Source organism: Mesorhizobium sp. M2A.F.Ca.ET.067.02.1.1 (assembly GCF_004023285.1).
Classification (GTDB): Bacteria; Pseudomonadota; Alphaproteobacteria; order Rhizobiales; family Rhizobiaceae; genus Mesorhizobium.
Genome location: NZ_RZSB01000069.1, coordinates 1 through 13,810 on the forward strand (window position 1 = coordinate 1; position 13,810 = coordinate 13,810).

At 65.6% G+C, this 13,810-nt stretch carries 13 protein-coding genes; 1 reads left to right on the forward strand and 12 read right to left on the reverse strand.

Annotated elements, in window-relative coordinates:
- Positions 1 to 306: 306 nt before the first annotated feature.
- From phnN to EOA28_RS08515, 9 genes are all read right to left on the reverse strand, one after another.
- On the reverse strand, positions 307 to 933 hold the full coding sequence (gene phnN / locus EOA28_RS08475) for a phosphonate metabolism protein/1,5-bisphosphokinase (PRPP-forming) PhnN (RefSeq protein ID WP_189341982.1): 627 nt from the start codon (positions 931 to 933) through the stop codon (positions 307 to 309).
- Complete coding sequence (locus EOA28_RS08480; protein WP_127249761.1) at positions 930 to 2,069, reverse strand: alpha-D-ribose 1-methylphosphonate 5-triphosphate diphosphatase; 1,140 nt, start codon at positions 2,067 to 2,069, stop codon at positions 930 to 932. The genes phnN and EOA28_RS08480 overlap by 4 nt, the downstream gene beginning before the upstream one ends.
- A 36-nt stretch (positions 2,070 to 2,105) precedes the next feature.
- Positions 2,106 to 2,813, reverse strand: coding sequence for a DUF1045 domain-containing protein (locus EOA28_RS08485; protein ID WP_126080068.1), 708 nt, complete (start codon positions 2,811 to 2,813; stop codon positions 2,106 to 2,108).
- 233 nt (positions 2,814 to 3,046) lie between these two features.
- Positions 3,047 to 3,859, reverse strand: coding sequence for a 5-deoxy-glucuronate isomerase (gene iolB, locus EOA28_RS08490; protein ID WP_127249762.1), 813 nt, complete (start codon positions 3,857 to 3,859; stop codon positions 3,047 to 3,049).
- A gap of 16 nt (positions 3,860 to 3,875) precedes the next feature.
- Complete coding sequence (locus EOA28_RS08495; RefSeq protein WP_127249763.1) at positions 3,876 to 4,088, reverse strand: DUF3329 domain-containing protein; 213 nt, start codon at positions 4,086 to 4,088, stop codon at positions 3,876 to 3,878.
- A gap of 64 nt (positions 4,089 to 4,152) precedes the next feature.
- Positions 4,153 to 5,067, reverse strand: a complete 915-nt coding sequence (gene iolE / locus EOA28_RS08500) for a myo-inosose-2 dehydratase (protein WP_127249764.1) — start codon at positions 5,065 to 5,067, stop codon at positions 4,153 to 4,155.
- Positions 5,068 to 5,217: 150 nt separating this feature from the next.
- Positions 5,218 to 7,068: a 3D-(3,5/4)-trihydroxycyclohexane-1,2-dione acylhydrolase (decyclizing) gene (gene iolD / locus EOA28_RS08505; RefSeq protein WP_127249765.1), complete on the reverse strand. Its 1,851-nt coding sequence runs from the start codon at positions 7,066 to 7,068 to the stop codon at positions 5,218 to 5,220.
- Positions 7,069 to 7,103: 35 nt separating this feature from the next.
- Positions 7,104 to 9,038 carry a 5-dehydro-2-deoxygluconokinase gene (iolC, locus tag EOA28_RS08510; RefSeq protein ID WP_127249766.1) on the reverse strand — a complete coding sequence of 645 codons (1,935 nt, stop codon included), beginning with the start codon at positions 9,036 to 9,038 and terminating at the stop codon, positions 7,104 to 7,106.
- Positions 9,039 to 9,192: 154 nt separating this feature from the next.
- Entirely contained in the window at positions 9,193 to 10,038 is an 846-nt protein-coding gene (locus EOA28_RS08515) for a MurR/RpiR family transcriptional regulator (RefSeq protein WP_050070688.1), read from the reverse strand.
- A 158-nt stretch (positions 10,039 to 10,196) separates the two neighbouring features.
- Between EOA28_RS08515 and EOA28_RS08520 the strand changes: the two genes are divergently transcribed.
- Positions 10,197 to 11,306, forward strand: coding sequence for a Gfo/Idh/MocA family oxidoreductase (locus EOA28_RS08520; protein WP_127249768.1), 1,110 nt, complete (start codon positions 10,197 to 10,199; stop codon positions 11,304 to 11,306).
- A 14-nt stretch (positions 11,307 to 11,320) separates the two neighbouring features.
- Here the strand turns inward: EOA28_RS08520 and iolG are convergent, their stop codons facing one another.
- The 3 genes from iolG to EOA28_RS08535 form a co-directional block, all read right to left on the reverse strand.
- On the reverse strand, positions 11,321 to 12,313 hold the full coding sequence (gene iolG, locus EOA28_RS08525; RefSeq protein ID WP_127249769.1) for an inositol 2-dehydrogenase: 993 nt from the start codon (positions 12,311 to 12,313) through the stop codon (positions 11,321 to 11,323).
- A 20-nt stretch (positions 12,314 to 12,333) separates the two neighbouring features.
- Positions 12,334 to 13,152 (reverse strand): ATP-binding cassette domain-containing protein, encoded by an 819-nt coding sequence (locus EOA28_RS08530; RefSeq protein WP_127249770.1) that lies wholly within the window; start codon positions 13,150 to 13,152, stop codon positions 12,334 to 12,336.
- Positions 13,152 to 13,810, reverse strand: a 659-nt coding sequence (locus EOA28_RS08535; protein ID WP_148670672.1) for an ABC transporter permease, incomplete at its 5' end; no start/stop codon positions are given. The genes EOA28_RS08535 and EOA28_RS08530, both read right to left, overlap by 1 nt.

The following is a 13,810-nucleotide window of genomic DNA, read 5'->3' on the forward strand; positions in this document are numbered from 1 at the left end:
GTTCCTGCACAAGGGCGAGGTGGATTCGGTCGGCGAGCCGAAGGAGATGTTCGCCAGGCCGCCGACGCCGCAGTTCAAGCAGTTCATCGCCAACTTCAACAAGTGAAGCGCAGACTTCCCTTCTCCCCTTGTGGGAGAAGGTGGATCGGCGCGAAGCGCCGAGACGGATGAGGGGTGTTCCAGCTGGGCAATGGCGTTCGCCTGGCAGCACCGTTGTGCCAACCGCCAGCGCTTCATTCCTTCCAGCACCCCTCACCCGGCCGCTTCGCGGCCACCTTCTCCCACAAGGGGAGAAGGGGAAGGCGCTTAGATCATGTCCGACAGATCGGAGAACGCCATCGCCTTGCGCAGCACCTCGGCGAAGCGTTCGCCGGCGAGCTCCTTGTCGCCGCTGTTGTCGATCGAGGTGACGTCCGGCCCGGTCAGCTTGACGCTGGCGCTGCGCGCCAGGCGGGCAAGCACTTCGCCGCGCGATTCGCGGCCGCGCGCCGCCAGCCGCTCGGCGAGGATCTCCGGCGTGGCGGTGATCTCGACCACGGCCAGGTTGGCGTAGCGTTCGCGCAGCGCCGGGATGACCGCGCGGGAGACATTCGCCACGGCGACATGGCCGTTCGCCACGGCCCAGTCGACATCGGCCGGCAGGCCGTAGCGCAGGCCGTGCGCGTCCCAGCACAGCGAGAAGGCGCCGTCTGCCTCGGCTTCCGCGAAGGCGGCGTCCGCCAGCGTGTCGTGGTCCTCGCTTGCCGTGTCGCTCGGCCTGGTGATGACGCGGCGCACGAATTCCAGCCGCGTCTCACCGGCAAAGCGCTGCTTGGCGTAGCCGATCACCGTGTCCTTGCCGGCGCCGCTCGGACCGACCACCGCGACGAAGACGCCGTTGCGGATCGGCAGGCTATCGGTCAGCTCGCGCTCGATGAGGGCCGACGCCATCATGCGACCCGGCGGCCCTGGCGCCACACGGTGCGCACGACCGGCACATGGTCGTCGACGCGCACGCGCACCAGGTCGGCCCGGCGGCCCGGCTCGATGACGCCGCGATCGGCGAGGCCGACCACTTCGGCCGGGTTCTTCGAGACCATCGCCACCGCCTGCGGCAGCGAAATCCCTTCGACAACATCGCCGAGGAAGAAGGCCGACTGGATCAGGCTGAAGGGGATGTAGTCGGACGACAGGATGTCGAGCAGGCCGTCGGCGGCAAGCGTGCGCGCCGAGACATTGCCGGAATGCGAGGCGCCGCGCATGACGTTCGGCGCACCCATCAGCACGCCGAGACCCGCCGCCTTGGAGGCCTTGGCCGCTTCTTCCGTCGTCGGGAACTCGGCGACGCGCACGCCCTGCTCGATCGCCTCGTCGACATGGCCGGCGGTCGCATCGTCATGGCTGGCTAGCACGATGCCGCGCTCGCGGCAGGCGGCCGAGATGAAGACCCGGTTCGGGCCGGAATTGCGGGCCGATTCCGCCATCCGCTTCTCGCAGAATTTCTGGAAGTCGCGGTCGGTCAGCTTCAGCTTGCGCTGGTAGTAATAGGCATAGGTTTCAAGATTGACGAACTGGCGCTGTCCGGGCGCATGGTCCATCAGCGAGGCGAGCTTCACCCTGTCGTCGGTCTCGAAATTGGCGAAAGCCTCGAGGCAATCGGGCGCCGAGACCTCGCAGCGCAAATGGATGAAATGGTCGGCCCTGAGCCGATCCTGGCGCACGCTGTCCTCGATCGCATCGGCCAGCTTGCGCACATCGTCGGATTTCAGGTCGGCGTCCTCGTCCATGCCGACGCGCAGGGCGTCGAGCACGGTGGTGATGCCGGCGGTCGCCACCTGGGCATCATGGGCAAGCACGGCGGCGATCGGGTTCCAGCGCACTTTCGGGCGTGGCGCGTAATGCCCTTCGAGGTGATCGGTGTGCAGCTCGACGAGGCCCGGGATGATGTAGTCGCCGCCCATATCCTCGCCGGTGCGGGCAGCGCCCGGCTCGACGGCGGCGATCAGGCCGTCGCGCAACAGAAGCGAGCCCTCGACGATCTCGTCGGGCAGCACGATGCGGGTATTGGTGAGAACGGTTTCGGCGGTCATCTCAGGCGGTCCTATCTCGAGCGGTCGGCAATCAAATCAAGCTGTCTTGCGGGCCTGGCCACGGCCAAGCGCGTGGTGCGAAAGCACCATGAACGGGGCGCCGGGCTCGCTTTCGACGAACAGGGTCAGCGCATCCACCGGCACCGGCTGCCGCAGCACGTCGGCGAACAGGCCGTCGATCGCCGCGCGAAGACGCGGGCTCTCCTCGGGCCCGACGCGCCCCGACAGCGTCATGTGGAAGCGGAATGTGTCGAAGACGTAAGGATAGCCCCATTGGCAGAGGTTGCGGAACTCGTCCGGCTTCAGCGCATCGGGGCTGCGGCGCTCGATCTCGGCCTCGGTGAGCGGCGCGCGGAAACTGTCGAAGGCGCGCACCACCTCGCCGGCGAAGTCGTTGAGCGGCGCGAACCGCGTTTCCGGCACCAGCGCGAAGAAGCCGTCGATCTGCCCGACGACCAGACGCGGGATGACGACAGGCGGCGTCGCCTCGGCGAAAGCGTCGAGCGCGGCCCGCAGCGAGGCTTCGGTCTCGTTCGGCGCCAGCCGGAATGGCGCCTTCAGCGTCGCATGGAACCCGTAGCGCCTGGCCGACGCCGTGTGGAAGGCGACTTCCGCGGCAGACAGATCGCCCACGGCCTCCACCGGCCGCGTCGCCGCCCCGAATGGGTCGCGGCCCAGCCAGTTGGCGGCAATGCGCGCCAGCTTCTCGTCCTGTTCCGGTGTGTAGTAGATGGCGTAGCGCATTGGCGTTCCTCGTCAAGCGCGCCGCGCCCGAAGGATCATGCGACGCGCTTCAAGTCATTGTCTTGGCAAGTCGTGGGTCCCAAAACGCCAAGGCGTTTGCGGCGACATGCACCGGAACCGCTGCCATAGGTGATTTCCATGACGGATTGACGAAGCTTTCATGGGTTTTCGAAGGCAAGTCCAGCCGCAAGCTCGTTAGCCGACGATTTTCTCCCGGCTGGACCAATGCGCAGTCAGGCCTTCATCAGCCATTCGTGCTCGGCCGCGTTGTGGAATTTCCACGTCCGCTTCGGTCCGGCCATGACGTTGAGATAATAGAGGTCGTAGCCGTGGCAGGCCGCGCAGGGGTGATAGCCCTTCGGCACCAGCACGACATCGCCGTCCTCGATCGCCATCGCCTCGTCCAGCTCGCGCACGCCGTTGCGGTCGGCGTCGGTGTAGACGCGCTGGAAGGCAAAACCCTGCGGCGGGTTGAGGCGGTGATAGTAGGTCTCTTCCAGGTAGGACTCGGCCGGCAGATTGTCCTGGTCGTGCTTGTGCGGCGGGTAGCTGGACGTGTGGCCGCCGGGCGTGATGACCTCGACCACCAGCAGCGAATCCGCCGGCTTGCCCTCGGGCAGGATATTGGTGACGTAGCGCGTGTTGGTGCCCTTGCCACGTACCTCCTGGCCGAGATCGTCCGGCCCGATGACGCGCGCCGGCAGGCCGCCGCCGAGGCCCGGCGCCGAGCAGACGGCGAGTTCCAGCTCGGTGTCGGCGGTCACCGACCATTCGGTGCCTTGCGGCACATAGACCGACCACGGCTTGCCTTCGAAAGGCGACATGCGCTCGCCGAGCAGGCCGAGATCCTTGCCGCCGGCGGTCGCCTTGCCCTTGCCGGTGACGAAGACCAGGCAAACCTCGCGGTCGCCCGTCTTGCCGGACGCCGTCTCGCCCGCCTTCAGCCGATGCAGGTCGAACCCGACATAGGTCCAGCCGGCGCTTTGCGGCGTGACATGCGCGACATGGCCGTGGCCCCTGTCGGCCTTGACGATGAGTTTCGACATGCGGGGCTCCTTTGGATTATTCCTTCGGCTCGGCCGGAGGCTTCGCCTCCTCAACCGGCTTGTAGAGATAGAAAAACTGCCACACCGCATAGCCGGCGAAGCCGAGCGCGATGACGCCCCAGAACGGCGTACCGGAGGCGAACTCGATCGCCGACCAGATCAGGCAGACCACGACGACGGCGATGCGCCGCCACAGCGGCCTGAAAAAGGGGTGCTCATAGTCTTTCATCGCGCCAATCCAGGATTTGCCCAAAGCGCATCAGATAGATCGGATGCCCTGTCTAATCCACCGTTCAGGCCGGAAACCCTTGCGTCTCCACCGTGTAGCCGGCGGCTGTCATCACTCGCATCAGCTCCTTGTGGCCGACCTGGGCCATCTTGAGCGGCGGGTTCTTCTTAGGATCCTGTTCGGCTTCCACGACGAACCAGCCTTCATAGCCATAATCTGCGAAACGCTGCACAATGGCGCCGAAATCGAGCGAGCCGTCGCCCGGCACGGTGAAGGCGCCGAGCGCCACGGCATCGAGGAAGGACTGTTTGGAGCGGTCGAGCCCCTCGATCACACCCATGCGCACATCCTTCACATGGACATGGTTGATGCGCTTGTGATGGTTGTCGATGGCGCGCAGCACATCGCCGCCGGCAAAGGCGAGATGGCCGGCGTCGAGCAAAAGCGGGATGCCTTCGCCGGAGTTGCGCATGAAGGCATCGAGCTCCGGCTCGGTCTCGACCACAGCGGCCATGTGATGGTGGTAGGAAAGCGGCATGCCCTGCTCCGCGCACCATTCGCCGAATTCGGTGACGCGCCGGCCATAGGCCTTCATCTCGTCGTCCGAAAGTTTCGGCTTGGTGGCCAAAGGCTTTGAGCGGTCGCCCTGGATCGAACGGCCGACCTCGCCATAAACGATGCAGGGCGCGTCGACCGCCTTGAATAGGTCGATCATAGGCTGGATGCGGTCCTTGTTCTTCGCCAGGTCCTCGTTGACCAGCGTGCCGGAGAACCAGCCGCCGCAAAGGGTGACGTCGGCAGCTTTCAGGATCGGCAGCATCACCGAAGGATCATCGGGAAAACGGCGGCCCTTTTCCATGCCGGTGAAGCCGGCCGAGCGCGACTGGCGCAGGCACTCCTCCAGCGACACGTCGTCGCTCAGTTCCACGAGATCGTCGTTCCACCATGCGATGGGAGACATGCCCAGTTTGGCTTTCAAGTCGTCACTCCAAATGTCGGTTCGTTCCTACCATCAGCCTTTGTGGGGAGGGTCGCCGCGAAGCAGCGGGGAGGGGGCAGCGCCGACCCCACCCGGACCTTCGGTCCGACCTCCCCACAAGGGGGAGGTAGGGGATCTGCGCTGTCAGCTTCAATCTCCGATCTTCTGCATCTGACGCTTTTCTTCGTAGACTTTGCGCGCGGCGTTCACTTCGCGTCGCGCCGAGACTTCCGGCACGGCGACGTCCCACCAGTGGCCGCCGGCGTCGGTCGAGATCAGCGGATCGGTGTCTATGACCAGAACCGTCGTCCTGTCGTTCTTCTTCGCCTTGGCCAACGCCGTCTCCAGCTCGGCGATCGACGCCGCCTTCTCGGCGATGGCGCCCATGCTTGCCGCATGCGCGGCGAAATCGACCTCGGGCAGCACTTCGTGGCGCGCGTCCTTCAAGAGATTGTTGAAGTTGGCGCCGCCGGTCGCCATCTGCAGCCGGTTGATGCAGCCATAGCCGCGGTTGTCAAGCAGCACGATGGTGAGCTTCAGGCCAAGCATCACCGAGGTGGCGATCTCGGAATTCATCATCAGATAGGAGCCGTCGCCGACCATGACGACGACCTCCTGATCGGGTTTCGCCATCTTGGCGCCGAGCCCCCCGGCAATCTCATAGCCCATGGTCGAGAAGCCGTATTCCCCATGATACGAGCCGGGAGCGCCCGCCTGCCAGAGTTTGTGCAGTTCTCCCGGCAGGCCGCCGGACGCATTCAGCAGCGTCACGCCCGAGCCCATGGCGCGCTGCACGGCGCCGATCACCTGCGCATCGGAAGGGTAGGCGGCGTTGGTCGAAGCCGTCACCTTGGCGGCGGCGGCCTGCCACTCCATCTTGCCCTTCAGCGCATTGTCGGTCCAGGCGCTAGGGGCCTTCCAGCCATTCAGCGCCGCGCCGAGTTCTGCCAGGCCCTCGGCGGCGTCGCAAACCAGCGGCAGCGCCCAATGCTTGCCGGCATCGAAAACCTGGGTATTGAGGCCAATGATGGTCCGGCCGGCATTCTTGAACAACGCCCAGGAGCCGGTGGTGAAATCCTGCAGCCTGGTGCCGACGGCGAGCACGACATCGGCCTCCTCGGCCAGACGGTTGGCGGCCGATGTGCCGGTCACGCCGACCGCCGCCATGTTGAGCGGATGATCGTCGGGCAGCGAAGACTTGCCGCCCTGCGTTTCGCAGACCGGAATGCCCGCGCCCTGCACCAGCTTCACCAGTTCACCGGAAGCCTGCGAATAGAGCACGCCGCCGCCGGCGATCACCAGCGGCTTCTTCGCTCCTTTCAGCGCTGCGACGGCCGCCGCCAATTCATTGCGGTCCGGGCGCAGCCTGCGCGGCGCCCAGACGCGCTCGGCGAACAGGCTTTCGGGATAATCATAGGCCTCGGCCTGCACGTCCTGGCAGAGCGACAGCGTCACCGGGCCGCATTCGGCGGGATCGGTCAGCACCTGCATCGCGCGGTTGAGCGCCGGGATGATCTGCTCCGGCCGCGTGATGCGATCGAAATAGCGCGACACGGGCCGGAAGCAGTCGTTGACGCTCGCGGTGCCGTCGGAGAAATCCTCCGCCTGCTGCAGCACCGGGTCGGGCAGACGGTTGGCGAACACATCGCCGGGCAGGAACAGGACGGGCAGCCGGTTCACATGCGCCAGCGCCGCCGCGGTCACCATGTTCAGCGCGCCGGGGCCGATCGAAGAGGTCGCGGCCATGAAGCGGCGGCGGAAATTCGCCTTGCCATAGGCGATCGCCGCATGCGCCATCGCCTGCTCGTTATGGGCGCGGAAGGTCGGCAGCTCGTCGCGGACCTGGTAGAGCGCCTCGCCGATGCCGGCGACATTGCCATGGCCGAAGATTGCCCACACGCCGCCGAAGATCGGCACCGTCTTGCCGTCGATCTCGGTCATTTGGCGGCTGAGAAAGCGGGTCAGCGCCTGCGCCATCGTCAGGCGAACGGTCTTCGTCATTGTCGTTTCCTCCGGCTTTCGTTGACGCCGTTTTCTTATGCTGCTTTACGGCCGCGCGCGGCAAGCCACGCTTCGGTCAACTGTTCGAAGCGGGACGCCATGTCGGCGATGGCCTCGTCATCCGACATCCGGCCGGCCAGCCATTGTTCGGCGGCGTTGATGAAGATGGTGCGACCGACCGCGAATCCCTTGACGATCGGCGCATTGGCCGTCGCGGCGAAGGCTGCGACCAGCTCGTCCTGCGGCGCTTCGAGACCGAGCAGCACGACGCCGCGGCACCATGGGTCGTTCCTGACGATCACCTGTTCGATCTTCGCCCAGGCGCCTGCGGAAGCTTGCGGCTCGAGCTTCCACCAGTCGGGCTTGATGCCCAGCGCATAGAGTTCCTCCAGCGCACGCGGAATGGTGGTGTCGTCGAGCTTGCCATGCTTGCCGGCGATGATCTCGACCAGCAGTTCGCGGCCGACTTTCCGCGCCGCCTCGAACAAAGCGCGCAGCTTCTGCTGCTGCTCGACTTTCAGCGCTTCCGGGTCGTCCGGGTGGTAGAAGCACAGGCATTTGATGCAATGGTCGACCGGCCATTCGGTGAGCTGCGAGCCGATATCCTGCGAGAATTCGAAGCGCAGCGGCCGCGATCCCGGCAACTCGACCGGACGTCCGAGCCAGGAGAAGGAATGGCGGGCGAATTCGAACATGGCGTCGCGGCCGTATTTCTCGTCGATCAGCATGCCGTACCCGTCGCGACCGGCTACGACTTTTGCCGCCGCCTTGACGGTCAGGACCTTGAAATCGGGGATACGCGAAACGTCGGCGCCGACCCTGGCCGCGACATCCTCCAGCTGCACGCGATGGTCGCAGGCCAAAGCCATCAGCGAGGGAATGTCGCGCCTGCGCGTCGTCGCCCAATGGATATGGTTGATCGCCTCGTCCTTGCGCAGCGCCAGGTGCTTGCTGCCGTTCTTCAGGAAGAACTGCAGCTCCTCGAAGGTCGGATATTCCGGCGCGCAGAGCAGGCGCGACACCGCAAAGGCGCCGCAGGCATTGGCCCAGGTGGCTGCGGTGGCAAAGCTTTCGCCGCCCAGCCAGCCGCGCAGGAAGCCGGACATGAAGGCGTCGCCGGCGCCCAGCACATTGTAGATCTCGATCGGGAAACCCTTGCCGACGATGCCGTCCTCGAGGTCGTCGCTGATCGGGCCGTCATAGACGATGCAGCCCTTGGCGCCGCGCTTCAGCACGATGGTGGCCGAGGAAAGCGCACGGATCGTCTTCAGCGCGCTCAGACAGTCGTCGGCTCCGGAAGCGATCATGATCTCCTCCTCGGTGCCGACAATGAGATCGCAGTCCGGAAGCACCGTCTTCAGCTGCGCTGAGACACGGTCGGATTTGACATAACGCTCGAAACCTTCGGCATGGCCGGCAAGGCCCCAGAGGTTCGGGCGATAGTCGATGTCGAAGACTACCTTGCCGCCTCGGGCCTTCATCAGCCGGATCGCCTTGCGCTGCGCGGCATCGGAATTCGGCCGCGAAAAATGCGTGCCGGTGACGACCACTGAGCGCGCCGAGGCGATGAAGGCCTCGTCGATATCCTCTTCGGCCAGCGCCATGTCGGCGCAGTCGGAGCGGTAGAAAATCATCGGCGAGACGCCTTCGCTCTCGACCGAGAGCAGCACCAGCGCCGTCAGCCGCTCCTTGTCGGTCTTCAGGCCATCGACGGAGACGCCCTCGCGCCGGAGCTGCTCGCGGATGAAGCGGCCCATCTGCTCGTCGCCGACGCGCGTCAGCAGCGCCGAGCGCAGGCCGAGCCTTGCCGTGCCGACGGAAATGTTGGCCGGGCAGCCGCCGACCGACTTGGCGAAGGAGGTGATGTCCTCCAGCCGCGAGCCGATCTGCTGGCCATAGAGATCGACCGATGCGCGGCCGATGGTGATGACGTCGAGCGGCGGGTATTTCCCTTCCACGGCTTCGCCCATTCGAACCTCCCATCGGCCTTGTTATGCAGAGCAGCGTCGTTTTGGACAGCACGCGCCGGCGACGGCGCGATGTTGCCAATATGAAATATTAATTCCAATCCTTAGTCAATATGGAATGAGTGTTCCCGAGCCGAAAAGCGCGCCTCCGCGAGGCTCAGCCCTTGCGCCGGCGCCCGGTTTCGCGGCGCTTTTCGCCGACGGCGACTGTCAGCGCCATCGCTAAAGCCATCGTCGCCGAGATCGAGCGGAAGCCGCCGAAATCGGCCTCGGCGACCTCGAACCAGACCTTGGCGAACTGCGCCAGCGGCGAGAAGGACGAGTCGGTGATGGCCACGATCGGCACGCCCTGTTCCGCGATCGCGCGCGTCTCCTCGATGGTCGCGGGGGCGTAAGGCGAGAAGCTGATGGCGATGACGGCGTCGCGCGGCGTGGCGAAGCCGATCATCTCGGCGTTCAGCCCGGCGGCCGATTCCACCAGCTGGTTGCGGATCTTGAGCTTGCCGAGCGCATAGGCGATGTAGGAGGCGACCGGATAGGAGCGGCGCTTGGCCAGCACATAGATGGTCTCGGCTTTCGCCAGGAGTGCGATCGCCTCTTCGAAATGCGCGTCGTTCAACGCACGCGAAATGTCGCTGAGTGAGGTGCTGGCGGCGGCGACGAAGCCGTCGAAGATTGCCCGGTGGCCGGCGCCTTCCTCCGCCTTGGCACGCAGCGCCGCCAGCCTTTCGTCATAGGAGGAGTTGCGCTCGCGCAGCCGCTCGCGGAAAACCTGCTGCAGGCTGGTGAAGCCGTCGAAGCCGAGCTGCTGGGCAAAACGGATCAGCGTCGAGGGCTGGACGCCGGCCGAGGCGGCGATGCTCGCCGCCGTGCCGAAGGCGATATCGTCGGGGTTGTCGAGCGCATAGGCGGCGATCTGCGCGATGCGCTTGGGCAGGCTCGCGCGCCTGTCCAGGATCGTCGCGCGCAGCGTTTCGAAATCGCGAGGCACCCGTTCGTCCATCGTCGCTCCGTCCGCGCCCATAATGGTTGTCCCTCTCCTGCCTCATCATAGCGAGTTCGCGCAAGAACACCATAAAAAATGATTTGGATGTTCCATTCGAAGGCAAAATGGACTAATCAGTCCACACCAGTATTTCCTTCATCTCGGAGACAATCGACATGGTCGGAGTGGGCCTCATCGGCACGGGCTTCATGGGCAAGTGCCACGCCATCGCCTGGAACGCGGTGGGCACCGTCTTTCCCGATGTCGAGAAGCCCAAGCTGGTGCATCTGGGCGAGGTGAATGACGAGCTGGCCCGGCGCAAGGCCAGCGAGTTCGGCTTCGCCAAGGGTTCCGGCGACTGGCGCGCCGTGGTCAACGATCCGGAGGTCGATGTCGTCTCGCTGACCACGCCCAACCAGTTCCATCCCGAGATGGCAATTGCCATCCTCGAAGCCGGCAAGCATCTGTGGTGCGAGAAGCCGATGGCGCCGAGTTTCACCGAGGCCGAGACCATGGCGGCCGCGGCCAGGAAATCCGGCAAGGTCGCCGGGCTCGGCTACAACTACATCCAGAACCCCGCCATCCGCCATATCGGCGCGCTGCTCGAGGAGAAGATAATCGGCGACGTCAACCTCCTGCGCATCGAGATGGACGAGGACTTCATGGCCGACCCGGAAGCGCTGTTCTTCTGGAAGCACGAGGCTTCGTCCGGTTACGGCGCGCTCGACGATTTCGCCGTCCATCCGCTGTCGCTGATCAAGGTGCTGTTCGGCCGCGTTTCGCGCGTCATGTGCGACATGGCCAAACCCTATGCCGACCGCAAGACCGCTTCGGGCGCCCGCCGCGCGGTCGAGACCTATGACATCGCCAGCGTGCTCATGCATCTCGAAAACGGTGTCGCCGGCACGCTGCTGGTCAACCGCTCGGCCTGGGGCCGCAAGGGCCGCATCGCCATCCAGATCTTCGGCTCCAAGGGTTCGATCCTCTATGACCAGGAGCGGATGAACGAATTCCAGCTCTATCTCACCGCCGACCGGCCGACCGAGCAGGGCTATCGCACCATCCTGGTCGCGCCGCATCACAAGCCCTATGATTCTTTCCTGCCCGCGCCCGGCCACGGCCTCGGCTTCAACGACCTCAAGATGATCGAATGCCGCGAGCTTTTGATGCGCATCGCCGGCAGGCCGGCCCGCATCATCGACTTCGACGAGGGGCTGGAGATCGAGCGCTCCGTGCATGCCATGGCGCGCTCCTTCCAGGAGCAGCGCTGGGTCGATGTGAGGTAGGCCAGGCAAACGCGTCAGAACCGGACAGGCTCGAATCGGCCGGATTTCGCCGAGGCAAGGGCGGCTTCGCATAGGATCATCGCCTTGCGTCCGTCCGCCGCGCCGACCGCCGGCGTCCGGCCCGCGGCGACCGACTGGATGAAATGGTCGAGCTCGGCCTCGTAGGATTCGGCATAGCGCTCGACGAAGAAATAGAGCGGCCGGTCGGCCGCGATCCCGCTCTCGCCGCTGAGGCTGACCGAGGTCGGCGTGCGGTTGCCGGCCTGCAGCATGCCCTTCGCGCCATGCACCTCGATGCGCTGGTCGTAGCCATAGACGGCGCGCACGCTGTTGTTGATGTGGCACTGCCGGCCGGACGCCGTGCGCAGGATGAACATCGCCGTGTCGTAGTCGCCGAGCCTGGCGTAGTAGGACTCGACCAGCGAGGAGCCGGTGGCGAAGAGCTCCACCGGCTCCTCGCCGAGCAGAAAGCGCGCCATGTCGAAATCATGGATGGTCATCTCGCGGAACACGCCGCCGCCGCCGGCCAGCGCTTCCTCGGTTTCCGGCTCAGGGTCGCGGCTGGTGATGATCACCTGCTCGACCGCGCCAATCTCGCCGGCGTCGATCCTTTTCTTGACAGCGGCGAAGGACGGATCGAAGCGCCGGTTGAAACCGATCTGCAGCGGCACGCCGGCCTTCTCCACGGCAGCCAGGCACTGGTCCGTGCTGGCGATGTCGAGGTCGATCGGCTTCTCGCAGAAGATCGCCTTGCCCTTGGCGGCGGCTTCGATGATCAGCTCGGCATGCGTGCGGGTGGCCGACGCGATCACCACAGCCTTGATCGACGGGTCGTTCATCACCGTCGCGGTATCGGCGATCTCGGCGCCTGTGCCGGCCGCGATCCGCTCGGCCGCGTCGCGGCGCGGGTCCACGATGGTGCGCAGGCGCACATCCGGATGGCGGGCAAGATTTTTCGCATGCACCGAGCCGATCAGCCCGGCGCCGAACAATGCGGCGTCGATCATTTTTCTCTCTTTTCAGTCTTTCAGGAGGTGACCGCTTCCGCGCCGGATCCCGGCTTGGTGAAGCGCTCCAGCTCCTGCTGCAATTCGCGGATCTCGCGGCCGCCGGCCATCATGTCCAGCACCTCCTTCTCGCTGATGTCGCCCTTGCGGAACGTGCCGAGCGAGCGGCCGCGGTTGAGCATGGTGAAGACATCGCCGATCGGATAGGCGTGATGGATGTTGTGGGTGATGAAGATGACGGCGAGCCCGCGCTGGCGCGCCTGCGCCACATAGCGCAGCACGATCGAGGCCTGGTGCACCCCGAGCGCCGAGGTCGGCTCGTCGAGGATCAGCACCCTGGCGCCGTGATAGACGGCGCGCGCGATCGCCACGCATTGCCGCTCGCCGCCGGAAAGCGTGCCGACAGCCTGCTGCGGGTCGCGCACATTGATGCCGATCTTGCCGAGCTGGTCATAGACGATCGCGTCGGCCGTCTTCATGTCGATACGCCTGGCCGGCCCCCAGCCCTTCACCGGCTCGCGGCCAAGGAAGAAATTGCGCGTGATGCTCATCAGCGGGATCATCGACAGGTCTTGGAAGACCGTGGCGATGCCGGCGTCGAGCGCCTGGCGCGGCGAGGTGAAGGTCACCGGCTTGCCGTCGACATACATCTGGCCTTCGCTCGGCGTGTGCACGCCCGACAGCGTCTTGATCAGCGTCGACTTGCCGGCGCCATTGTCGCCGAGCAGGCAGTGCACCTCGCTGGCATGCGCGGCGAACGACATGTCGCGCAGCGCCGTCACCGAGCCGAAGCGGCGGGTGACGTTGCGCAGTTCGATGAGCGGAACGGCGTCAGTCATCAGCGCGCCTCCGTCGCCTTGCGGCGTACGTAATTGTTGACCAGCACCGCGATCAAAAGCATCGAGCCGAGGAAGACCTGGAACCAGTCGGTGTCGATGCCTGTGTAGAAGATGCCCATCTCCACCGTGCCGAAGATCAGCGCGCCGAACATGGCGCCGATCGCCGAGCCGTAGCCGCCGGTGAGCAGGCAGCCGCCGATCACCGCCGCGATGATCGCCTGGAATTCCTTCTGCGTGCCGCGCAGCGTATCGGCCGAGCCGGCTTCCAGCACCTGGATGACGGCGAACAGCGTCGCCGACAGCGCCGTGCCGATGAACAGCAGGATCTTCACCCGGTCGACCGGCACGCCGACATTGCGCGCCGCGCGGTCGTCGCCGCCGACGGCGAACACCCAGTTGCCGAAGCGCGTCTTGATGAGCAGCCAGGTGGCGAAGGCGGTCACCGCCACCCACCACAGGATCGACATCGACAGGCCCTGCACCATCGCCGAGCCGTCGGGCCGCGCCGCGATCACGCCATGCGCGGCGAGCCAGGCGAAGACCGGCCCGCCGAACTTGCCGCCGAACAGCCAGACCACGAAGCTGCCTTCCTGGCCGTCGGTGATATAGGGGATCTGCGTGCGCCCGGTGACGGTGCGGGTGATAGCCAGCGTCAGCC

Coding starts and splice junctions, on each gene's coding strand:
- iolC (WP_127249766.1), bottom strand. CDS start 9,038: ATGGGCGAAGCCGTGGAAGGGAAATACCCGCCGCTCGACGTCATCACC.
- iolD (WP_127249765.1), bottom strand. CDS start 7,068: ATGACGAAGACCGTTCGCCTGACGATGGCGCAGGCGCTGACCCGCTTT.
- EOA28_RS08480 (WP_127249761.1), bottom strand. CDS start 2,069: ATGACCGCCGAAACCGTTCTCACCAATACCCGCATCGTGCTGCCCGAC.
- EOA28_RS08485 (WP_126080068.1), bottom strand. CDS start 2,813: ATGCGCTACGCCATCTACTACACACCGGAACAGGACGAGAAGCTGGCG.
- EOA28_RS08530 (WP_127249770.1), bottom strand. CDS start 13,152: ATGACTGACGCCGTTCCGCTCATCGAACTGCGCAACGTCACCCGCCGC.
- EOA28_RS08495 (WP_127249763.1), bottom strand. CDS start 4,088: ATGAAAGACTATGAGCACCCCTTTTTCAGGCCGCTGTGGCGGCGCATC.
- EOA28_RS08515 (WP_050070688.1), bottom strand. CDS start 10,038: ATGGACGAACGGGTGCCTCGCGATTTCGAAACGCTGCGCGCGACGATC.
- iolG (WP_127249769.1), bottom strand. CDS start 12,313: ATGATCGACGCCGCATTGTTCGGCGCCGGGCTGATCGGCTCGGTGCAT.
- EOA28_RS08520 (WP_127249768.1), top strand. CDS start 10,197: ATGGTCGGAGTGGGCCTCATCGGCACGGGCTTCATGGGCAAGTGCCAC.
- iolB (WP_127249762.1), bottom strand. CDS start 3,859: ATGTCGAAACTCATCGTCAAGGCCGACAGGGGCCACGGCCATGTCGCG.
- phnN (WP_189341982.1), bottom strand. CDS start 933: ATGATGGCGTCGGCCCTCATCGAGCGCGAGCTGACCGATAGCCTGCCG.